The following is a 24,702-nucleotide window of genomic DNA, read 5'->3' on the forward strand; positions in this document are numbered from 1 at the left end:
GAGTTTTATGTTTACTAAAAAGAAAGTAGTGCGCGCAGCGTTACTTTTATTAGGCGCTTATACACTTACAGGTTGCGGCGGATCTGGCGTAGAGTCAGGCACAAACGATTTGCTTACCTGTGAAGTACCCAATGTACCTAATGCAGCAGGAACGGCCTGCGAGCCGCCGCCTCCTATTCAATGTGACGCACCGTTAGTCCCTAACGAAGCAAACGATGCCTGTGAAGCGGGCGCGGATCCAAGTTTACCGGCACCTGTATTCACCCCCTCATCTAATCAAGCTGTGCTTTACTATAACCGCGCTGCAGTGGATGCGGATAACTCAAGTAACGACGCCGCCTATGAAGGTTGGCGACTACATACTTGGAACAATGACCAGTGTGATGCTTATGCTGATGCAGACACGGATTGGGCAAACGGCCGTATTCATAGCGGCATCGATCCGAACTATGGGGCCTATTGGATATTAGACCTTAAAGAAGGTTACGGCAGCTGTCATAACTTCATCATTCACAAAGGTACTGATGATGCCGGTAAAGAATTAGGGGGCGGTGACTTCCAAGGTTCATTAGTACAAGACGATGAAACTTTTGTGCGAATGAACTTTACTCTTTCGGGCGAGCCAACGATTTTTGAATTCCCGATCATGTCGCTTGGGCCACAGCCGGTTGATATAGAAGGCTTTGGTGCCCATTGGCTAGATGCGAACACCATTTTATGGGATGTTCCCGAAACTGTATCAGAAGTGAAACTTCACTATTCAGCGCAGGCTGATTTAGAGAGCACCCTAGAAGAGGGTATTAATGGTACTGAAGTAGCGCTAATGAGTACTACACTTACCGAAGAGCAGTCTGCTCGCGCACCGCATTTATCTTCGATGCAGGCGTGGGAAGGAGACTGGTCGGTTGAAGATGCGAAAACTGTACTGACGACACAAGCGGTCGTTGGAGGATATGATGCAGACGGTGCACTTGTAGCAGCAACCGGTATTCAATTGGCAAACGCAATTGATGCACTTTACACCATGGGTGAAGATGATGCCGACGAGGCACAACTTGGCGGGGTTTATACAGACCAAGGTATTACCGCTGCGCTGTGGGCGCCTACCGCTTCGAATGTCGACCTTTTGCTTTATAACGATGATAAAACGTTAAGTGAGCGTATAGATATGGTACGTGATGACGTGTCAGGCGTATGGCGCTATGAAAGCGATATGTCGCTAGACCGTCAGCTTTATCGCTATGAAGTTTCGGTATATCACCCTATTACAGGTAACGTAGAAACCCTGCTTGTAACAGACCCATATTCTGTGTCGCTTAGCACAAACGGTCGTTTCTCACGCTTTGTAAACCTTGCCGATGAAGATTTAAAACCTGAGGGGTGGGATACTCACACCATTCCTACGGTAGAAAATTATGAAGACGCGGTTATTTACGAAGGTCACATACGTGATTTCAGCGTACGCGATATGTCTACTTCCGAAGAAAATCGTGGGAAATACCTTGCCTTTACCGAAGAGGGAACGGCACCGGTTGAGCACCTTAAAAAGTTGGTAGATGCAGGGCTAACCTATTTCCATATCCTTCCGGCCAATGACATTGCAACCATTGACGAAGACCCAACCAACACTGTTGACTTGTACGATACCGTGGGAAAACTTTGTCGCTTAAATAGCAGTGCTGCGGTATGTGAAGAAGAGAGCGCGGACGCATTGTTGATTGACGTATACAACGCTTACGACCCGTTGTCACAAGCGGGTAAAGCTCAGCAGTTGACTAATGACTTACGCAATTTAGATACGTTCAACTGGGGGTACGACCCTCATCACTTTAATGCACCTGAAGGTAGCTATGCATCTAGTGCAGAAGGTGTTGAGCGTATTGTAGAAATGCGCGCTATGATCCAAGCGCTTCATGAAATGGGCCTGCGTGTTGCACTTGATGTGGTTTACAACCATACCAATGCATCTGGTGTTTTCAGTAAGTCTGTTCTAGATAAAGCTGTACCTGGGTATTACCACCGTTATGAAGTGGACACTGGGGCGATAGTGCGCGAAACCTGCTGCGATGACACAGAGCCACGCAATGTCATGATGGAAAAATTCATGGAAGACTCATTACTTATGTGGGCGGAACACTATAAGTATGACTCGTTCCGTTTTGACATCATGAGCCAAGCGACCAAAGATACCATGGTGCGCCTTCGTGATGCTGTTCAAGCTATTGATGAAGACAACTACTTCTATGGCGAGGGTTGGACCAAAATAGACCGCGGTTACGAGCAAGCCAGCCAGCTAAATATGGCCGGTACTGAAATTGGTACTTATAACGATCGCATTCGTGAAGCCATTCGTCAGGGCGCTATATTCAGACCCGAAGATGATGGGCTGTTAAGTGCTCAAGACCGTGTAAAAATGGGCATGATTGGAACGCTTAAAGACTATGTATTGGAAACTTCTTCGGGCAGTGCCGGTGCAACGAGTAACTTGGGCGGCTATGCAGAAGACCCGGCAGACATCATTAACTATGTGTCTAAACACGATAATGAAACCTTGTGGGACCAATTAAATTACACGCTTCCACAGGACATCACGCTAGAGCAGCGAGTGCGCGCACAAAATGTGGCTATGGGCATCAACCTTGTGTCTCAGGGTATTCCATTTCTACAAATGGGCGGCGACATGCTTCGCTCTAAATCAATGGACCGAAACACCTACGACTCGGGTGACTGGTTTAACTATGTAGATTTCACATACGAGACTAATAACTGGAATGTAGGGTTACCGTTAGCACAAGACAATGAAGCCCGTTGGGAAGAAATGGGGGAGTTTATTTATAACCCGAATCGAGCAGCGTCTATGGCTGATATTATGTTTGCCTCTGATGTGTTTGCAGAATTGCTCAACATTCGAATGACGAGCCCATTGTTTAGGTTAACCACTGCAGAAGAGATTATCGACCGTATTGGGTTTCACAATATCGGCGCACGCCAACAGCGTGGTCTTATCGCTATGAGTATCGACGACGGTGTATCATCTAACAGCGAAGTACCTCGTCAAGACTTAGATATGATGAACGATGCGGTGATGGTACTCGTTAACACGGGTTACGAAGAGAAATCTATCACTGTAAATACAGCAACCGGCTTTTTACTTCACGCTACACAAATGAATTCGGTTGATGCCGCGGTACGTGGTGCTACTTTTGTTGAGGGTGAAGACGGTAACGGAACCTTTACTGTACCTGCGCTGACTATTGCTGTGTTTGTTAAGCCTCAATCTGGTGCACAAGGCTACGGTCTATCAGCGTATGCAACATCTGGCGCACCTGACGTTGTGCCTTACGGCGATACCACTGCTTACCTTCGCGGAGACATGAACGGCTGGTCAACGGATGATGCGTTTATCTATCAGGGCGACGGTATATATACAGCTACCGCTTCACTTGAAGGTGGCGTTACGTATGGGTTTAAGTTTGCCTCTGAAGATTGGAGCACCGTGAACTTTGGTGCTGCCGATGGTGAAGAAGGGTTGGTGGTAGCAGGTGAAGAGAAAGTACTTGCTCGCACTAATACTAATTTGTCGTTTACACCTGATATCAGTGCGACATACCTGTTTACCATCGATGCATCAGACAGCGAAGCGCCAGTTCTAAAGGTTGAAAACGAAGAGCCCTATGTTGGAACGCCTGTGTACCTTCGTGGTGCAATGAACGGGTGGGGTACAGACGATGAGTTTTCTTACCAAGGTGGTCGTATCTATACCTTTGCTCGAGATATTGAGCCTGGCACGTACGAGTTTAAAGTGGCGTCTGAAGACTGGAGCACAGTGAACTTTGGTGCTTTGTCTGCCGACGATGCCGACCGTAACTTAGCGCCAGGTCAAACCCTTGGTTTGGCTGCGACTAACGATAACCTTGTTCTAAACATTGAAAGTGCTGATCGCTATGTGTTTGTGTTCAACGTGACTGACTTAGATGCCCCTACCATTGGTGTATTTAAAGAAGCATTTTGGGGAGACACCCAAGTTTATATCCGCGGTGGTATGAACGGTTGGGGCGCAGTAGATATGTTTGAATATCAAGGAGAGGGTGTATACGCCGCCGACATCGAGTTAAGTGCAGGTAGCATCGAATTTAAAGTTGCCTCTGAAGATTGGTCAACGGTAAACCTTGGTAATCCTAATGATGCAGCGAGTAATATCGTCATGCCAGGTGAGCCTAAAATTTTGGGGGCGAGCAATAACAATTTGATGATTGAAATCGCTGAATCTGGTCTGTATGAGTTTAAGGTAGCCGGGCCCGATGGTAATGCACCCATGTTGACTGTAACGATGAAATAAATGCTCATCAGAAAATTTAGTTAACGTCTCAGTGTTAACAATTTAAAAGCCGCGACCTTGTTCGCGGTTTTTTCTTCTTGGCATATCTCTTGATTCTCTTGTAGGATAGTTGTTACCGACAGTGGTCGTACCAGAAGGTTGTGAATGTATCTACAGGGAGAGAACAGATGAAAAGTGCATTAGTTGTTGAAGGCGGCGCTATGCGTGGAATATTTGCGGCAGGCGTCCTAGATAAATTCATGGAGCAAGACTATTACCCCTTTGATTTTACGCTAGGGGTGTCCGCTGGGGCGACAAACCTGTCGACTTACGTCTCTAAAATGCAAGGTTTGAGTAAAACTATTATCACCCAATATGCAACCAAGCGAGAGTTCTTCAGCCCGCTTCGATTCATAAAAGGGGGGCATATGACAGATGTTCATTGGTTATGGCATCATTCAAAGCAATCAATGAACATTCCTGCTCCAGGTGAAAAGAGCAGCATGCCCTTGTACGTGGGAATTACGAATGCTGAATCAGGTGAATGTGAATATATTCAGGCGACAGAAACTAATGTAGACGAATTGATGGTAGCGTCTTGTGCGCTACCCACCGCATATCGAGATGAAATAATCATTAACGGTACGCGTTATTTAGATGGTGGAGTTGCAGATGCGATACCTGCAATTAGGGCTTATAACATGGGCGCTAGGGACATTACCGTAATACTTTCTCAACCACTTGGATTTACCAAACCTGAAGTAAAATCAACCTGGTTGATGCAGAAGATGTATGGAGACCAGCCCGCCATTCTAGAAAAGATGCTTCAGCGTGCAGCAATTTATAATGAAACCCTTGATTTTCTCAATAACCCACCAAGAGACTGCATCATTCGAGTAATAGCACCGGATGAAGCTTTCTGCGTTAAACGACTTACTATGGATAAGAAGAAGTTATTGAGAGGTTATGGGCAGGGTAGGCGTATGGCCCGACGTCACCTCAAAAGTCTTACCTCTGATGTGGATGGTCTAAATTACCAAATAGCGTAGTAGATTCGTCGTCACGGGATATAAGCCCTGTATGAATTTAGCAACAGTTGCCGTTAAGAGCTTGGATATTATCCAGGCTTTTTTTTGTTCGTAAATAAAGTCAATATTTTCAGAGGGGTATCGTGTTTCAAAATGGCAACACACGATCGGGCCTATCGTTTGTACTTTATTTATTACCTCTACTTCTTATCAGTTCCTGGCCCTAATTAGACAATTGATCTGGCAATCTAGCTACTAACTCCCACAACAAAGTAAACGCGCCTAACCCCTAAACCTAATCATAAGTAACTGATTAAAAGCGTGTTTACCTTCTCTTTGTTGTTAAAAATGTAAACTTTGCACCGAACTTGCAAAATTTTCACACTGTTGGTCTGCAATTTGCTGTACCCTGAACGAGATTAGTTATTTTCTTTAATACGTTAATTACAGACACGTGAAACGCTTGCCAATATATGAAAAGCGTAAAGTTGTAGAAGAGAAAATGGCATGTAGCGCATCTAAATGGCCTGACTTGTAGGGTTAAGCTAAGGCGTTAACGAAAAACTGGTTACCTGCAACAACGCATCGATTACGATGAGGTCGCTGTAGACTTTATGTATTCGTTCTTATACTTATGACTAATTTTCGTGGTTACGCGTAGCAGCTTCTTCTAAGTCGTGGCAGTATCAAACTCAAATAATAAAAAGCTAATAAAAAGTGCAAATAGCAAAACAAAAAATTTCGATTGGGCTTGTTAACCCAAAAAATCCCGTCAATGTAGCTTCTATTTTACGAGCTGCAGGATGCTACGGTGTCGCTAGTGTATTTTATACGGGGCAGCGTTATCGTTTCGCTAAAGATTTTAATGCAGATACAAAAGCGTTCCATAAAGTTATCCCGACAGTTGGCGTTGATAATTTACGGGATGTTGTCCCAGAAGGGGCGTCTGTAGTTGCGGTTGAGCTTGTTGAAGGTGCAGAGCCTTTACCAAGGTTCGAACACCCGGAAAATGCCTTTTATATCTTAGGTCCTGAAGATGGAAGTGTAGGCGAAGACACTCTGTCGTGGTGCGACCATGTCGTTTATGTACCCACGTATTCATGTATGAATTTGGCGGCAACAGCTAATGTTTTACTGTACGACCGCCTATCTAAGTCTGATTTTGTAAGTGGGGATGCGCTTATCAGACAAAGCCGAGATACCAATAATAAGACAAAGATAAAATAGCATTTCAAATATTAATTTAAAACAATATACCAAAGGCTACTGCTGCGAACAGGAAGTTACCCACAAGCCTAATAATTAACATAAAATTAGGGGACTTTTGCGTTGAAAACAACAACAATGAGCGCTGCTCGTGCGCTAAATAGTGCTGTAACTAATAAGTTAAACCAGTTACCTCGACAACTGCTTAAAGCATTTCCACGCCGATTGTCACTTGAAGAAAGTATTTCCAGTTTCTTTTTTAGCCGTTATGAACTCGTTGTAGCGAACGAAGAAAATGAAAAACAAGTTAGCTACAAAACCCGCCATAAAGTCTATTGCGAGGAAATGAAATTCGAGCAAAAAAACGCTGCTGCTATTGAGAAAGATAAATATGATGATCGCGCAATTAACTGTTATATAAAACATCGCCCAACAGGCGAATGCGCAGGTACAATTCGCTTAGTCTTGCCAACCGAAGCAGGGTTATCGCTGCCGTTAGAAGAAAAGTGCGCAGGAGCATTTGAAGATGATGCATTGCTGCCCTCTAGCTGTGACCCAACGCAAGTATGCGAAATTTCAAGATTGGCGATTCCACGAGAGTTCAGAGTTCGCCAAATGCGCTCTAAAATCCTGCCTGCCGACAAGCTTGAAAAGATTAAACGAAAGAAGAGTACGTCATTTAACGTAGACCACTTTCCTTATCTTTCTATTGCGCTGTATTTGATGGCAACCAGCATCTGCCAACATTTAAATGTTGAGCATGCATACGTTTTGATGGAGCCCAAATTAGCAAGACGAATGAAAGCATTTGGTATTCATTTTAATCCCGTAGGCGACGCTGTAGAGTTTAATGGTAAGCGCGTGCCCTATAGAGTTTGCCCAAATGTTTTGGCTACAGAATTAGCTAGGCCGCTGAAAAGTTTTCACAAAAAGATTAATAATGAACTTCGTAGCGCGTTACCAGTGATTAATAACACACCAACACATACCGCTCGTCCTCTACAAAAACCATTGCGTGTAGCGCAAGCAGCTTAGGAAATCTTCTTTACAGCTTTATAAATCAGCCGTCCTCTTGGACGGCTTTTTCATTTCTGAATACGTATGCATGTTTTTTAACATACATTTAACGCGTATCCTGTTGGCATCATTTACATTTTTGTCACGAATACTATGCTCAATCACAAGTCGGTTTTTTCTCTTAAGCCTTTATCTGTTGCTATGCTGTCATTGGGGGTAATGGCGTGTACTGGTGCATCTCCATCATCAAGTAATCAAACACTTGAGGGTGAAGGAAGTAGGCATTCAGCATCAAATCAACAAGGTGATATGTCAACGCATTCTGAAAACGGTGAAAGGCAAGGGAAACCTGTCGTCTACCAAGTGTTTACTCGACTATTTGGAAATACTAATTCTAGTAACCAGCCTTGGGGTACGGTTGAGCAAAATGGCGTAGGCAAATTCAGCGACTTTACCCCTAAAGCCCTTGAAGCCATCAAGTCTTTAGGCACCAGTCATATTTGGTATACCGGTGTGCCACATCATGCGGTAATCAATGATTATACCGACTTCGGTATTTCAAATGACGACCCAGATGTAGTTAAAGGCCGCGCTGGTTCACCATACGCCGTTAAAGATTATTATAATGTTAACCCCGACCTAGCTGACAACCCACAAAAGCGCTTAGAAGAATTCGAAGCTCTGATTGAAAGAACTCATGCTGCGGGTATGAAAGTTATCATCGACATTGTTCCCAATCACGTAGCCCGTGATTACCATTCGCTTTCTGCGCCAGAAGGTACAGTCGATTTTGGCGCAAACGATGATACGTCTGTGGAGTATGCTCGCGACAACAACTTTTATTATGTTGTGGGTGAAGCATTTCAAGTACCCACTGCTGACAGCTACCAGCCTCTAGGCGGCGAACCCCACCCATTGTCAGACGGTAAGTTCGATGAGTTTCCTGCAAAGTGGACAGGGAACGGTGCAAGGGCAGCGCAGCCAGATATTAACGACTGGTATGAAACGGTAAAGGTGAACTATGGCGTGAAGCCAGACGGCACTTATGATTTTCCCTTGCTACCTGACGAATACAGTCAAAAATCTATCGAAGCGCACGCCGCGTTTTGGCAAGGAAAAGATCTTCCTGATTCGTGGTACAAATTCAGAGACATTGCTCATTACTGGGTAGACAAAGGGGTCGATGGATTCCGTTTTGATATGGCCGAAATGGTACCAGTAGAGTTCTGGTCTTTTCTTAACAGCAGCATTAAGCAAAAAGCACCTGATGCATTCTTGCTAGCAGAAGTTTATCAGCCTGACAAATATCGCGACTACCTTCATAAAGGAAAGATGGACTATCTATACGACAAGGTCGGGTTTTACGATACGTTGAAGGCAATTATGCAGGGAAAGAGTAAGGTTAGTGACCTGGTCGCTGTCCACAAAGAAGTCAGCGATATCGCACCGCATATGCTGCACTTTTTAGAGAACCATGATGAGCAGCGCATCGCTAGCCCTGATTTTACTGGTAGCGCTGAAAAAGGCAAGCCAGCGCTTGCGGTAAGTGCGCTTATAAGCAGTTCTCCAACGCTGCTATATTTTGGACAAGATGTGGGCGAAGACGGCAGCGAAGAGACAGGCTTTGGCAACCCAACGCGTACGTCTATTTTCGATTACGTTGGCGTTCCTGCTCATCAGCGGTTTATGAATGATGGAAAATTTGATGGTGGTCAATCCTCCAAGGAAGAAAAAGAACTGCATAATTTTTACAAACGCGTTATGTCTATCGCCGCTACTAACCCGGCCATCGTGGGTGAGTACCAAAGCCTACACGCGCTCAACCTTGGTGTCGAAAATACAGCGTATTCAGAGCAGCAATTTACATTTGCTCGCGTACAAGATGATCATGGTTTTGTCGTTATCGCAAACTTTAGTGATGCACCCGTAGGGGAAATAGAATTTACAGTACCAGCGAGTGTATTAGGTGCAAATAACAAAACGATTAGTCTTGAGCCACTTCTTTCTCATGGCGGCATTGGCTTAGAAAAAGATGGTGTGAACTACAGAGCCTCGTTATCACTTGATGGGCTAGAGACGAAGGTATTTGCGTTCTAGTTGGAGTGTAAAGCTATCAACGAAATCGAATACTAGAGATTTTATTTAAACGAGAGACCATGTGTATTGGCATGGTATCTCGTGAATACGTATGCAGAGCATTGGTCAGTCAGGCTATGCAATGTAGTATCTCGGTAATATTTTGCACTTAACGTATTTTTAACATCGGTGTCTATATGTTTAATCGCAACCGCGTAACTAATGCTATTTTCCCATCACGCAGTGTCTCGCTCTCACTCGTTGTGAGCCTTGCTACTTTATTTCCTGCATTTTCTGCTTTTTCTTCACAAGAAAATAACCTAGACGTTTACCCGCCCAACTGGTGGGCAGGTATGCAACATGATGAAGTAGAACTGATGATTTCTGGCAAAGACGTGGCCGATGACAAGGTTTCCGTTTCAAAAGGCAGTGTCCAAATAAAGCAAAGCAGGGCACTTGATAGTGAAAACTATCTTTTTGTAACGTTAGATCTTGCTGAAGCGAACCCGCAAGAATTGGTACTGACGTTGAAAGACGAAGACGGTAGTTCACGGGACATTCACTATTCATTGAAAAAACGTGCTAAAGGTTCGTCGTCGAGAGAAGGCTTTGGACCTGAAGATGCCATTTACCTAATTGCCCCTGACCGATTCGCTAATGGCAGCGTGGAAAATGACAACATTGATGGGTATCAAGATAAAGTAGATAGGGCCTTTAAAGGCGGACGTCATGGCGGGGATATTCAGGGCATTGTTAACAACATCGACTATATAAAAGAGATGGGGTTCACCCAAATATGGACCATGCCGATGCTTGAAAATGCAATGGAAAAGTACAGTTACCATGGCTATTCAACCACCGACTATTACACTATAGACCCGCGTTTTGGCTCTAATGACGCTTTTGTAAAGCTAAGTAAAAAAGCCAACGAAAACGGCATTGGCGTTATCATGGATATGGTGCTTAATCATATCGGTAGTGAGCATGTATGGATGGAGGATACACCGTCTGCTGATTGGATAAACAATAATGGACAGTTTGTCGGTACTACCCATAAGCGTGAATCGCTTCACGACCCTCATGCCATAGCGAGCGATATCAAAGGGTTTAGTGACGGTTGGTTTGTACCAACCATGCCTGACCTGAACCAGCGCAACCCACATTTGGCAAATTATTTGATTCAAAATGCTATTTGGTGGGTGGAAACAGCAAATCTGAGTGGCATACGAGTAGACACTTATTCATATCCTGATAAAGGGTTCTTAAGTCAGTGGACCAACCGTATCATGAAGGAATATCCTAACTTCAATATTGTTGGGGAAGAGTGGTCGGTAAACCCTGCGATTACGGCTTATTGGCAAGCAGGCAGTCAGCGACACGATGATTATGATAGCGCGTTGCCTTCTGTAATGGACTTCCCTCTTCAAACTGCTGTAGTTGAAGCACTTAATAACGACGAAAGTTGGAACTCAGGGTTTATTACGGTTTACGAAACATTAGCTACTGATTTCTTGTATGGTGACCCGAATAATTTGGTTATCTTTCCGGATAATCACGACATGAGCAGAATATTCACCCAGCTAAACAACGACAAAGCTAAATGGAATATGGCAATGACGCTGTTTTTAACAACACGCGGTATACCTCAAGTATTCTACGGTACTGAGATTTTGATGGGCAATGAAGGGACAGAAGACCATGGTATTATTCGCTCTGACTTTCCTGGCGGGTGGCCATCGGATAGCGAAAAAAATGCGTTTAGCGGTAAAGGCCTTTCTGGTGACGAACTGTGGGCGCAAGAGCGTATAAAAACCTTATTAGCGCTGCGTCAAACTCATCCTCAATTATTTAAAGGTGAGCTTAAACATTATGCGCCTGAAGACGGGGTTTACACATATTTTCGAGTAGCCGAGGATACAGAACAGAAGCTTATGGTTGTCCTTAATAAAAAACCGGTAGATTTGCCTTTAGCAAAGTACGCAGAAGTATTGGGTACAGGTGTAGCAATAACGCGCGTGAACGACGGTCAAACATTTAACGCCTCTGAAACCATAAGCCTTCCTGCGATGTCGGCCAACGTGTTCATTGTGCAATAACCGTATCAATTAAAGTAAAACAATAAATAGAGCAAAATATGCAAGCAACTCAACCACGCCTTTCTTTTTGGCAAATATGGAATGTCAGCTTTGGCTTTCTGGGTGTTCAATTTGGTTTTGCACTGCAAAACGCAAACGTCAGTCGGATACTATCGGACCTAGGCGCAGACCTTCATTCACTCTCACTATTTTGGCTTGTAGCGCCCATTATGGGCTTGATTGTACAGCCTATTGTTGGCTCGGCATCGGATAGAACCTGGAATCGATTGGGCCGCCGCCGGCCGTTTATACTTGCTGGGGCGATAGCCGCGGTGGTAGGTATGATCTTATTACCCAATGCGCCGATCTTCGTTGCCTTCTTAGCACCTATGCTTATGGGCGCTTTAATGGTTGCACTGATGGATGCATCGTTTAATGTGTGTTTCCAGCCTTTCCGCTCACTGGTATCCGATATGGTACCAGCGTCACAGCGCAACGTAGGTTATTCAATACAGTCGCTTCTTATCAATATCGGCGCGGTAATTGGCTCTATACTGCCGTTCATTCTAACTAATGTGGTAGGCCTAGAAAATACCGCTCAAATGGGGGAGGTTGCGCCTTCTGTAATGTGGGCATTCTATATCGGTGCGACTGTACTACTAGGTACGGTTATTTGGACCGTTATACGCACGAAAGAGTATGCGCCAGACGAATACAATCGCTACAAGGGCCTTACCGAAGAAGCCCCTGCAAGTGAAAGTAAGGCTAAAGCACCGCTTGGCCAGCGCTTAGGTGAGTTTTTCGTTTTAGTAAAAGACATGCCAACCACCATGAAACAACTGGCTGTTGTTCAGTTTTTCTCCTGGTTTGCGCTTTTTATTATGTGGGTTTACACCACACCGGCGATTACTCAACATATTTGGAACGTAGATAAGCAATGGTTTGACCCCGCTTATATCGCCGCTGCGCCTATGGTGCCTGAAACTATTGTTATGGCAAAAGGTGCTGCTGGTGACTGGGTAGGTATACTTTTCGCGGCATATTCTGTGTTCGCTGCTATTTTTTCCATTTTCTTAGCAAAGCTGGCAGATAAATTCGGTCGCAAGACTGTATACGCTTCGTCTTTAGCGCTAGGTGGCCTTAGCTATGTAAGTTTCTTACTATTCCAAGACCTTACTATGGTGAATGTTAACCTGCTTATTACTGAAGTAACTGTGCCGTTAGGCGCAGTGAAACTACTCATCCCAATGGTAGGGGTAGGTATTGCGTGGGCGGCAATTCTTGCTATGCCTTACGCCATGTTAGCCGGCGCACTACCCGCGAACAAGACGGGTGTTTACATGGGAATATTCAACTTCACCGTGGCTGCACCGCAAATTGTTTCAGGTTTAACTGCCGGTTGGATCTTAAGCAGTGTATTTAACAACGATGCCAAGTACATAATTGTCGTGGCCGGTGTTTCTATGCTGATTGGCGCAGTGTCTGTCTTTTTCGTTAAAGAGACGGATAAACAAGAACTTGAAGCTGAGCAGGGAGCTTAATATGTTATTCAAACGTTCAGCAATTGCATTAACGTTAGCCGGTTTATTTTGCTCTGCTTGCACTAGCACGGCTACATCGTCCTTAGACAATAGTGAAAAGCATACCGCTCAGGCTATTGTAGGCACCAGTACGCCCTTCGCTAGCGAGGCAGTTTACTTTGTGGTAACTGATCGCTTTGTCGACGGCGACGCTTCAAATAACCACGAAGACCAAGGCGGGGAACACCCCACTTGGCAGCTACCGCTTGAAGGTCCCGACGGTCAAAAAGCCTATGTGGGTTACATGGGCGGTGATTTACAAGGTATCTTGAATAACGCTGATTACATTAAAGATATGGGCTTCACAGCCGTATGGATGACGCCTGTTCACGATAACCCTGACTATGCGTTTAACGGCGACGAGCCTATTACTTATGGTGGTGCATTTAAAGACGGCGGTAAAACTGGCTATCATGGTTATTGGGCGACAAACTTTTATAAAGCTGATGAGCATCTAGTAAGTGACGATTTGAGCGTAAGTGACTATACCGCGAAGATGCGCGAACACGGCCTTAAGTCAGTGTTTGATATCGTTGCAAATCACGGCACACCAAGCTTTACCATGAAAGAAGACTTGCCAGGTTATGGTGAGCTTTACGATAAAGATGGAAACTTAGTTGCTGACCATCAAAACCTAGCACCTGAAGAGTTAGATCCTAAAAACAACCCGCTGCATAGCTTTTTTCACAACTATCCAGATTTAGTCAAGCTTTCAAATCTGGATGACGAGAACCCAGCAGTTCGGGATTATTTAATTAACAGTTATCTTTTTTGGATATCGCAAGGCGCTGATGCATTTAGAATAGATACCATAAGGCACGTACCGCATTCATTTTGGCGTGAAGCGTCTGACCGTATTCGCAAACAAAACCCAGACTTTTTTATGTTTGGCGAAGCGTTCGACTACGAAGCTAACAATATTGCGCAGCATACGTTACCTAAAAATGGCGGCGTAAGCGTTCTAGACTTTCCTATGCAAAAAGCCATGGTAAGCGTGTTTGAAAAGCCGCTTAAAAGCGATTTTGCAGACTTAGAAAAGGTACTTCATCTTACTCACGGCCCTTATAATAACCCCTATGAACTAACCACGTTTTATGACAACCATGATATGGCGCGCATTAACGCAACAGATAAAGGGTTTATTAATGCGCACAACTGGCTGTTTACTGTTCGTGGTATACCGGTTGTTTACATGGGCTCTGAGATAGGCTTCATGCGCGGTACGGCTGAACATGCCGGTAATCGTAACTACCTTGGTCAAGAACGCATTAATCAGGCTAAGAGTCATCGTATTCAACAAGCGCTAACAAAAATCGCCAACGTACGTAAAAATACTGTCGCCTTGCAGCGCGGTGTGCAGGTTAATCTAGAGCTTAGCGGTCATCGTGCCGCATTCTATCGCGTTGTCGACACTAAAGATGCGCAGCAAACAGCGCTTGTGTTACTAAACAAGGGTGATGAACCCCAGTCGTTTGAGGTGAGTAGCCTAATGCAGTCGGGCAATTGGGTAGAACAATTGTCTGGGCAAACCCAGGTCGTAGCGAACGGCACTGCGTTAACCGCTACGGTTAAGGCTAATGGCGTTCAAGTTTGGGTTCTCGAGGGCAAACCTACCAACTCAGGGCTGCTCTCTCAAATAAAACATCAGCTGGCCCGTCAATAAAGCATTCAAAGCACAATTAATAGAGAGTCAAAAAAAGCCCTAAGCGTTAGACGTTCGGGGCTTTTTATTTGATTAGTTTGCTATTTAGATAGAGTACAAGCTTAAGTCGTTTATTCGCTGCCACAAGATTGACGTACAATAATGTCGGCTGGCATTAAGTAATCCTCTACCTCTTCATTGTTTATCGCTTTCAATAGGGTATTTACCAATAGCTCACCGGCAAGCTTCGTGTTTTGCTGCACAGTGGTAAGCGAAGGTGTCGTGTAAGCAGACACCGCAATATTGTCATAACCCACCACAGCAACATCGTCCGGAACATTCACTTTCGCTTGGCGCAGCGCACGTAAAACCCCCATAGCAATAAGGTCTGATGCACAGACAATAGCTTCAGGTAGTTCGCCTGCTTCCAGCAATGATCTCACTGCTTCTGAGCCAGCATCTTCGGTAGAAATGGCGTTACGCTGAACACTTGATTGCGCTAAGCCATGAGATTGTAATGTTTTAAAATACCCGTCAAAGCGTGCTTTAAATTCCGGTGCGTGCTCGCCATTATCACCAATAAAGGCAAACGATGTTTTACCCAGTTCGATGAGGTGTGAGGTAATGCTTTGACCACCTTGGTAGTTATCACACCCGATACTTACACCCGGGTGCGCTTCATCAGGTGCACCCCAGCGAACAAAATGCGTACCTTGCGATTCAAGCTGAGCGACTTTGTTTTGATAGTCAGTGTAGTCACCATAGCCCAACAAAATAATCCCGTCGGCCTTGTTTGAATCTTCGTATTCCGCGTGCCAGTCGTCTTCTAAGTTCTGAAACGATACAAGAAGATCGTAGTTTGCTTGCGCACAAGCGCGAGTAATACTACCGAGCATCGCCAAAAAGAAAGGGTTGATCATTGAGTCGTCAGACGTTGGATCTTCAAACAAGAGTAGGGCAATTGTGCTGCTCTTTTGTTTTCTTAAATTACTGGCGTTCTTATCTACCTTGTAATTAAGTTCCCGGGCAATGCGTTGAACGCGGTCGCGAGTTTCTTGGTTAACCAGCGGGCTGTTGTTTAACGCTCGCGAAACCGTTGATTGAGAAACCCCTGCCAAGTGGGCAATATCAAAAGAGGTTGCTTTTTCTTTCATAAACACCATGTTTTGCTGCTACGACAATGTTGTCGCTAAATTAGATTACCATATTTTTCGAATAGCGCGTGCTTTTTGCTATATATGCGCTTAATTGCTAATCAAAATTAATGAAGCGTTGCTCATCAAGTACATTCCAGAGGGTTTTGTTGTAGTTTTTATAGTGCGCTCTTTATGTGGATCGCTCTTAAATCAATCACTTGTTAGGCTTCTTTGAATAAAACATGGTTGAAGTAATTGCGAGAGTGTTATACTCGGAGCGATTTTGAAATATTACGTGCATAAGGGGAACAAGCGAATGGCCGAGACTGAACACCGTCCGACCAATTTTATCCGTCAGATTATTGATAAAGACCTGGCTAGTGGTCTACACGACGCTATTAAAACTCGGTTTCCACCAGAGCCGAATGGCTTCTTACATATTGGTCATGCCAAGTCTATTTGCTTGAATTTTGGTATTGCACAAGACTACACAGGCTCGTGCAATTTGCGCTTTGACGATACTAACCCTGCAAAAGAAGACATTACGTTCGTTAATTCTATAAAAGAAGACGTTCAGTGGCTTGGATTTACCTGGGATGGCGAAGCGCGTTATTCATCGAATTATTTTGATCAATTACATGCATATGCGGTTGAGCTTATCGAAAAAGGTTTAGCATACGTCGATTTTTCTGCGCAAGAAGTCATGCGCGAGATGCGTGGTACGCTTAAAGAGCCAGGTCAAAATAGCCCTTATCGCGACACAGACGTCGAAACTAACCTTCGTGAGTTTGCCAAGATGACGGCAGGCGATTACAAAGAAGGCGAATGTAGTTTGCGCGCCAAAATCGACATGTCGTCGCCGTTCATGTGTATGCGCGATCCGGTAATTTACCGAGTCAAACATGCACACCATCACCAAACCGGTGATAAATGGTGTGTGTATCCAATGTATGATTTTACTCACTGTATCTCGGATGCTATCGAGGGGATCACGCATTCATTATGTACATTAGAATTCCAAGACAATCGTCGTCTTTACGATTGGGTTATCGAAAATATCTCAATTGACTGTACGCCTCGTCAGTATGAGTTTTCCCGTCTTAACCTTGAGTACACGGTATTAAGCAAACGCCGTCTTATTCAACTAGTCGATGAAAATCATGTCAGCGGGTGGGATGATCCCCGTATGCCTACTATAGCGGGCTTACGTCGTCGTGGTTATACACCAGGTTCTGTGGTTGAGTTCTGTAAGCGAATTGGCGTGACCAAGATGGACAACATGGTTGAAATGTCTATGTTGGAAGCTTGTATTCGCGATGACTTAAATGCTAATGCACCGCGTGCGATGGCGGTATTAGACCCAATTAAGCTTGTTATTGAAAATTACGATGAAGGGCAGACAGAAACGCTGACTGCACCGAATCATCCTAATGATGAAACCATGGGTACGCGTAGCATTAGCTTTAGCCGCGAAGTGTATATTGAAGCTGAAGACTTCCGTGAATCGGCAAACAAAAAGTTTAAACGCTTAGTACTAGATAAAGAAGTACGTCTACGTAACGCCTATGTGGTTAAAGCTAATCGCGTTGAAAAAGATGAAGACGGCAATGTAACTACTGTTTACTGTACTTACGACCCAGAAACATTGGGTAAAGATCCAGCTGATGGGCGTAAGGTCAAAGGCGTTATTCACTGGGTGGACGCAGCAACGGCACAGGCAGCAGAATTTAGACTGTATGACCGTTTGTTTAACGTGCCTAATCCGGCGGCTGAAGAAGACTTCACCAATGCAATAAACCCTGGTTCGCTTGAAATTAAACAAGGCTGGGTAGAAGCAGGACTCGCTAGCAGTGTTCCTGACGTTGGCGCCTGGCAGTTTGAACGTACTGGTTACTTCTGTGTAGATAAAGATAGCACAGACGATAAACCCGTCTTCAACCGCACGGTAGGGCTAAGAGACACATGGGCGAAAATAGGCGAGTAATATAATTATTGATTGCGCGCTATATGCTTAAATGAAAAAACCGCTTAAGTTCCAACTTAAGCGGTTTTTGTTTATTAAAGTATAATGTTTAATTAATTACTTCGGCTGGCAATCAAGAGACTGACCGTTTACTTCCTTACTTTCATCACCCATTAGGTAAAGATACATAGGCATAATATCTTCTGGTGTTTTAAGTGTATCCGGATTTTCTGCAGGAAAAGCTTGTGCACGCATGTGTGTGCGGGTGCCGCCTGGATTAATACAGTTGAAACGCAGCGTCTTATTTTGATATTCATCTGCCAGAGTTTGCATTACGCCTTCTGTAGCGAACTTCGATACAGCGTATGTTCCCCAAAATGCGCGACCTTTTCTTCCTACACTTGATGTAGTGAAAATAACTGATGCATTCTCCGCTTTTTCTAATGCTGGGATAAGAGCCTGCGTCATATAGACCATGCCGTTAAGGTTTATCTGCATTACGTCTTGCCACTCTTGCGCATCAATATCTTTGAATGCACTTAGGTGACCTAGAATGCCGGCATTGTGAAGGACACCATCTAGTCGACCAAACTGGTCAATAATGGTCTGCGTCATCTGTTGATAATGAGAAGGCGTTGCACCTTTTATGTCTAAAGGAACAATGGCAGGTTCCTGACCGCCTGCGGCGATAATATCGTCATACACGGCTTCAAGTTTCGACACGGTGCGCCCTAATAGAATACAAATAGCGCCGTGTGCAGCATATGTCTTTGCAGCTTGAGCACCAATTCCATCGCCAGCCCCGGTGATAAGAATAACTTTATCGCGTAGTAAATTCGCTGGTGCGTTGTAATCGTTCATCATTTTCCTTTAAAAGGTTAATTTTCATCGCTTTGCGTGGGGCTTTTATGCCCAACTGAGAATATGACCTCAGATCATACCCAGCCTAGCCCACAAGTAAAACAATGAATGAAAAATTCTTCAAACGTAAAAAAAGTTAACAAAAGTAGTTAACAAAACTTTGCAAAGTTGAAACAAAGTCAATAAGATTGAGGAAGATACAACTGGTCTAACATGTTTAAAACTATCAACTACACCTGTAGATACAGGGTAGACCAAGCTACTTTTAATAGAGTTAAGTTTTAAACACAGAATAACAACAATGCTTGTAGGGAGTAGAGATGAGAAAACTCGTATTAAGTTCCAGTGTGGCCCTTGCGCTGGGTCTAGCAGGCTGTGGTGGCTCCGATGAAACCCTTTCCGACATTCAAGCCGAAACAGAAGTCCAAACACCATTTTCCCGGATCCTTTTTGACCCAGCCAATGGGAATCTGAATATTCCAAATGACCTTCTAATGCTTCCTGGCGATGACGGTTTCTTTGATTATACACTCAACATTCCAGTGGCTGATCCCACAGATTTCGCTGATCCGCAAAATGCACTCAATGTGCTGGACGGGTGGTCTACGCAGCATCCTTTTGTTATCAATGTTGAAACGCCTGCAGGCGCATCGTTAGACGAAAGCACGCTAGCATCTGGCGTATTATTATTTGAAGCAACATTAGGGCTTGATCAAAGCGACCCAGACTGTGCGCAGGTATCTACGCCTTCGGCAGGTTGTAAGTTAGGTGATCAACTCACTTTTGGCGTGGATTATGTCCTTAGCCTCGCCGATAGCAATACCATTACATTTGTTCCGTTAAAGCCCCTTAAGCCGGGTCAGGGTTACATGCTGGTTATGACAACAGACTTGAAAGATTCTTCAGGTAAGTCTGTTCAGGGTTCAACAACTTGGGATTTGGTAAGACAAGATATAAATACCGATCCGCTATCAAGCGCTTCTCAGTTAGACCTACAGGCTTTGGTTAATTCTTATGTTAACCCGCTTCTGCAAGCTGGCTTTGCCCGCGAAGATTTAACCTATGTCTCTGCGTTTACTACACAATCGGTAGGAAATTCACTTGATACAATTAAAAAGGTAATGATTGGTACCTTCGCTCAGCTTGCAGCTGGCGGCGATCCGTCAGCACCAGCTGCACTTCCGGCGATCACCGTTAGCGATGTGTCTGCTGCGCCAAATGCCATGGAAGCTTTAGGCCTAGTGAACGAAACTGTTGTAGCGGGCGCGGTTGAACTTGGCAAACAAGGTCTGCCAGACAACATACAAGCAGCCATTGATGCAACTGATTTTAGTCTACTCGAAACCTGTGCAGGTCTTGCTGGTACAGCGTCGGGTCAACTAGAGGCTCAGTGGGGCGCGTTGAACGAATTTGCTGTTGGCGTATCAACAGGCATTTTAGCGCAAGCAGGGCCATTTTGTGCGGCACAACGCTATGAAGGTAATATCGCATTGCCTTATTTCTTGGGTGTACCAAGTGCTGAAAACCCATTAGCGCCAGTAAATGATTTCTGGAAGGCGGCGTGTGACAGCGGCATCGTGCTAGCTGGTGCACCGCAAGAGCTACTTGCTAGTGCTGAGCCAGGTCCAAATGCAGCAATGTGTTCTTCACTAGGCCTTGCAGACGTTCGAATAAATGGCGAAATGCTTGATAGCGCAAGGAATATTACCAAATTTAACCCGTATCCACAGCCAACTGGCGGAAATATGGGGACGGAAACGTTAGACGTACAGGTAACTATCCCAGACCCTGCAATTGCGGGCGCTCTAGGCTTCCCAATTAGCATGCCTGAAGCTGGCTGGCCAGTGGTGATTTTGGCCCACGGTATTACCAGTCAAAAAGAAGACATGCTTGCGATTACAGGTACGCTCTCACTTGCAGGTATTGCGTCAGTAGCTATCGACCAACCCTTACACGGTAGTCGAGGTTTCGACCTTGATGGTGACGGTACAGATGACTTAAACGCTACAAGCGTAAGTGCAACGCATTACATGAACCTTGCTAGCTTACCAACTGCCCGCGACAACTTACGTCAAAGTGTATCTGATTTACTAGGGCTGCGTTTAGGACTTAATGCAGTTGTAGATACAACCGCAGCACAAAATGTTAAGTTTGATATGTCACGTGTGTCTGTTATGGGTGTGTCGCTAGGCGCAATGACTGGTGGTAACTTTGCTGCAGTAGCAAACACATCAATGGGTGGCGATTTAGCTGCGCTTGACGGTATGTTTGCTGTTAGACAAGCATCTCTTGAATCTCCGGGAGGTGGCGTAGCGCAATTCTTATTAGAATCTCCTTCATTCGGACCTCTGATTAAAGGCTTGTTGCTTTCACAGGCATCAGAAGACTTTGTTGCATTGCTTAATCAACTTTATGAAACAACTGACGTAACTGAAGAGCAGCTTAGTGCGGCGGTTACTATTTTTGAAGATAATCTAACTGCAGAGCAAGCCGCTGAAGTAAACGCAGTATTTGCGGAATTTGCATTCGCCGCGCAAACAGTAATGGATGCTGGTGACCCAACTAACTATGCACAAACGCTAGGAAGTAATACACCGGTTCACATGATGACGGTTGTAGGTGATGGTAGCGAAGAAAACTTACCTGATCAGGTAATTCCAGTTTCCACAGCGTTACCGCTTTCTGGTCAGCTTCCGTTAGCAGCGACAATTGGTCTAGAGCAAGTCACTACTACCCAAGGGCCTGGTACAGACCCAATTAGCGGTATTGTGCAGTTCAATAGCGGCGCACATGCTTCTAGCTTAAGTCCAGCATCAAGTGCAGCGGTAACTACAGAAATGCAAAAAGAAGTGGCAGGTTATATTGCGTCTGACGCGCTAGCACTTCCAATTTCTGATGAGAGTGTTGTTGCAAACTAGTCCTCTCTAATGCGGTCGACAAAGCAGAGTTACAACTGCTTACATTTTATCGAGTTAAAGCCGGCGTAGTAGCCGGCTTTTTTGTCTTTAAAAGCAGAATGTTATTTGAATGTTTTGCAATGTTAATGTAGTGTAAATAATGGTCCGATGAGTATTCTAGAGACAATAATTAACTCCGTTAATGGAAAAGAGAAATAGAAGCCATTGACCATATTCATTCATCATTAGGGAACATTTGCGATGATCAACCAACAGTCATTCTCTGCTAAGCGTACGCTAATTGCACTTTCAATTGCCGGTCTATTAACTGCATGTGGCGATAACGACAACGATTTTTCAAATATAGAGCAACCAGCGCCACCCACGGCTACTACACCTGAACCTGCTCCAACACCTATTCCTGCTTTTTCACCGGATGGTACTTTGTCTGCTGACGTAACATGGACAACCTACGGTGTTCCGCATGTAAAAGCTGATAACCTCGAGAGCATGGCGTATGGGGTAGGTTACGCCTTTGCAAGAGATAACCTTTGCGTACTGGCTGACCAAATTGTGAAATACAATTCTGAACGGGCCAAGTTTTTTGGCCCAGACCAGGTGCCTGGTAGCGGCGACTCTGAGCACCTTATCAACGACTTCGGCTTTTTAACACTCGGTATTAAAGAGCTCGCGGAAGAGAATTTACCGCGTTTGTCTGCAAATTCTCGCGCAATGTTTCAGGGGTATACGGCAGGGTATAACAGATACTTAAATGAAACGCCTGTAGAAGAGCAAGATCAAAGCTGTGCAGGACAACCTTGGGTAACAGAAATTGATAGCGTTGACCTTCTAACATATTCCTTGGGCGTGGCGCTTTTACCCGGCGCAGCAAACTTTTTAGGCCCAATGTTTATTGCTGCGCCACAAGGTGAGAGCTATTTACCAACACCTGCCGAGTCATCAAGTGAAGTTGTCTCTACATTTACGATTTCGCCAACAGTGGGGCTGCCTGACAGAAATCCTCAAGAAATGGGGTCTAATGGATGGGGGTTAGGCAGCGATAAAACCACTAACGGGAAGGGAATGGTATTAGGTAACCCCCATTTCCCTCATACAGGTAACCTACGTTTTTGGAACTTTCACGCACAAGTACCTGGTCATTTGAATGTTACAGGTGGCTCCCTCACAGGGTTACCCGGCGCGGTAAACATTGGTTTCAATGACAACGTAGCCTGGACTCACACATTCTCAACTGCTGAACATTTCGTTGTGTATCAGCTAACCCTTGATGAAGATGATGCATCAGGTCTTACCCATTTAGTTGACGGAAGCAAACGCACTATCTATGAAAAACCCCTTCAAATTGACGTTGCTATAGGTGGCGGGCAAACCATCAAGCTTAATAAAACCGCATACTACACGAACTACGGCCCAATGATTGAAGTGCCTGGTAACTTCGATTGGAACTCAAACAATGCGTTTGCCATTAAAGACGCCAATCTGCCTAACTTTGATATTGTTGATCATTGGCTTGCCATGAATATGGCTACGTCAATGGACGAATTTAAGCAGGCGTTTAAAGACTATGATGGGGTTATTTTCAATAACACAATGGCGGCATCAGCCGATGGCCAGGTATTCTATATTGACGATTCAACCGTACCGAACTTAACTGAAACTGCAATTGAACAACTAACAACGAACCCCTTGCTGATTCAAACTAAAGCGGCAGCCGGTTTTACCGTATTGCCGGGTAATATTTCTCAATTTGATTTTGAAGGCCCGGTTCCTTATGAAGAGGCGCCGAAATACGAGGGAACAGACTCGGTTCAAAATTCAAACGACAGCTACTGGTTAACCAATTTAAATTCACCGATTGTTGTGAGCAACCCGTTGTTTGGTAGCGTGGAATATCAGCAAACACTGCGTTCACGTTTAGGGCAGCATTTTATTGAAAATGAAGCTGGAAGTGATGGTACTTTCACACCTGAGGAAGTTGAAGGGCTATTATTAAATAACCGAAGCTACTTGGCAGAGAACATATTGCCATCTCTCCTTGAACTATGCGCAGATCAAGGTGATACACCAGTAGATGTTGATGGAGCTAGTGTTGATGTATCACAAGCCTGTGCAGCACTAGAGGACTGGGACGGTACAATGAACCTCGCGAGTACTGGTGCACACGTATTCAGAGAATTTGCCTTTCAGTTTAACCAAGATCCCCAGTGGGAAGTACCGTTCTCTCTTGATGCCCCCGTGACTACGCCATCGGGTTTAGTAAAAAATGATACTACTTTAGAGCAATTAGCGCGAGCTACGCAGGTCATCGAACAAGCTGGGGTAGCATTTGATGCCCCGCTCGGTGAAGTGCAATTTGTCGAACGTAGCTTACCCGATGGTTCTGCCTCAGGTGTTAAAATACCGTGGGCTGGCGCACACAACATTGAAGGTGGCTTTAACGTATTTGATGTTAGTAGCAGTAGAAATGGAACCCAGTTGCCGAGACATAGCTACGAAACAATAAACAGTAATACGGCAATGAGTGCTGAAGCTGAGGGCTATCACATTAACTATGGCACAAGTTGGGCTATGGTTATCAACTTCACCGATGAAGGGCCAAAGGGCCGAGGTATATTGACTTACTCACAGTCTCGTAAATATGGCAGTGAGCACTTCTTAGACCAAACACAACTTTATTCTACACAACCCACACTGCGGGATATCTATTTCACTGATGAAGAGATTGAAGCAAATAAGATAGAGCAGGTTAACCTATCGTCAGAATAAGATGAGACTGGTATTATAACGCAATTACATCAGCGGCTTTGCCTTATATTGGGTAAGGCCGCTCTTTATGTTGTGGGTAAACAACCTTGCTTACCCGTTTATTTTACTAGGAGTAA

Annotated in this window: 13 protein-coding genes; 11 read left to right on the forward strand and 2 right to left on the reverse strand. The window is 44.7% G+C overall.

Annotation, left to right across the window (positions count from 1 at the left end; genetic code table 11):
- The first annotated feature begins 7 nt into the window (after positions 1-7).
- The 8 genes from ACXAGK_RS11230 to ACXAGK_RS11265 all read left to right on the forward strand — a co-directional run bounded on the left by ACXAGK_RS11230 (position 8) and on the right by ACXAGK_RS11265 (position 14,963).
- A complete protein-coding gene (locus ACXAGK_RS11230) occupies positions 8-4,339 on the forward strand; it encodes an alpha-1,6-glucosidase domain-containing protein (protein WP_474856401.1) in 4,332 nt (1,443 codons plus the stop codon).
- A 167-nt stretch (positions 4,340-4,506) separates the two neighbouring features.
- The gene (locus ACXAGK_RS11235) at positions 4,507-5,367 is read left to right on the forward strand and encodes a patatin-like phospholipase family protein (protein WP_474856305.1); all 861 of its coding nucleotides are present in this window, start codon (positions 4,507-4,509) and stop codon (positions 5,365-5,367) included.
- A gap of 696 nt (positions 5,368-6,063) precedes the next feature.
- The gene (locus tag ACXAGK_RS11240; RefSeq protein ID WP_474806845.1) at positions 6,064-6,573 is read left to right on the forward strand and encodes an RNA methyltransferase; all 510 of its coding nucleotides are present in this window, start codon (positions 6,064-6,066) and stop codon (positions 6,571-6,573) included.
- 102 nt (positions 6,574-6,675) lie between these two features.
- A complete protein-coding gene (locus ACXAGK_RS11245) occupies positions 6,676-7,587 on the forward strand; it encodes a PEP-CTERM/exosortase system-associated acyltransferase (RefSeq protein WP_474856306.1) in 912 nt (303 codons plus the stop codon).
- 291 nt (positions 7,588-7,878) lie between these two features.
- Positions 7,879-9,666, forward strand: a complete 1,788-nt coding sequence (locus ACXAGK_RS11250; RefSeq protein ID WP_474856402.1) for an alpha-amylase family protein — start codon at positions 7,879-7,881, stop codon at positions 9,664-9,666.
- Positions 9,667-9,842: 176 nt separating this feature from the next.
- Complete coding sequence (locus tag ACXAGK_RS11255) at positions 9,843-11,741, forward strand: glycoside hydrolase family 13 protein (protein ID WP_474856307.1); 1,899 nt, start codon at positions 9,843-9,845, stop codon at positions 11,739-11,741.
- Positions 11,742-11,779: 38 nt separating this feature from the next.
- Entirely contained in the window at positions 11,780-13,261 is a 1,482-nt protein-coding gene (locus tag ACXAGK_RS11260) for an MFS transporter (protein ID WP_474856308.1), read from the forward strand.
- Position 13,262: 1 nt separating this feature from the next.
- The gene (locus ACXAGK_RS11265) at positions 13,263-14,963 is read left to right on the forward strand and encodes an alpha-amylase family glycosyl hydrolase (RefSeq protein ID WP_474856309.1); all 1,701 of its coding nucleotides are present in this window, start codon (positions 13,263-13,265) and stop codon (positions 14,961-14,963) included.
- A gap of 110 nt (positions 14,964-15,073) precedes the next feature.
- Here ACXAGK_RS11265 and ACXAGK_RS11270 read toward each other — a convergent pair whose 3' ends face one another.
- Positions 15,074-16,096, reverse strand: coding sequence for a LacI family DNA-binding transcriptional regulator (locus ACXAGK_RS11270; RefSeq protein WP_474825517.1), 1,023 nt, complete (start codon positions 16,094-16,096; stop codon positions 15,074-15,076).
- Between the two features lie 298 nt (positions 16,097-16,394).
- Here ACXAGK_RS11270 and glnS point away from each other — a divergent pair, with 298 nt between their 5' ends.
- On the forward strand, positions 16,395-18,062 hold the full coding sequence (glnS, locus tag ACXAGK_RS11275; RefSeq protein WP_474806831.1) for a glutamine--tRNA ligase: 1,668 nt from the start codon (positions 16,395-16,397) through the stop codon (positions 18,060-18,062).
- 96 nt (positions 18,063-18,158) lie between these two features.
- Here the strand turns inward: glnS and ACXAGK_RS11280 are convergent, their stop codons facing one another.
- Positions 18,159-18,902: a YciK family oxidoreductase gene (locus tag ACXAGK_RS11280; RefSeq protein WP_474806829.1), complete on the reverse strand. Its 744-nt coding sequence runs from the start codon at positions 18,900-18,902 to the stop codon at positions 18,159-18,161.
- A 320-nt stretch (positions 18,903-19,222) separates the two neighbouring features.
- On the opposite strand from ACXAGK_RS11280, the gene ACXAGK_RS11285 reads away from it, so the two are divergent.
- Both ACXAGK_RS11285 and ACXAGK_RS11290 read left to right on the forward strand, forming a co-directional pair.
- Positions 19,223-21,820: a VolA/Pla-1 family phospholipase gene (locus ACXAGK_RS11285; RefSeq protein WP_474856310.1), complete on the forward strand. Its 2,598-nt coding sequence runs from the start codon at positions 19,223-19,225 to the stop codon at positions 21,818-21,820.
- A 240-nt stretch (positions 21,821-22,060) separates the two neighbouring features.
- The gene (locus tag ACXAGK_RS11290; RefSeq protein WP_474856311.1) at positions 22,061-24,586 is read left to right on the forward strand and encodes an acylase; all 2,526 of its coding nucleotides are present in this window, start codon (positions 22,061-22,063) and stop codon (positions 24,584-24,586) included.
- Positions 24,587-24,702: the final 116 nt, after the last annotated feature.

The sequence above is a fragment of the Alteromonas sp. ABM1_013 genome (genome assembly GCF_056160505.1).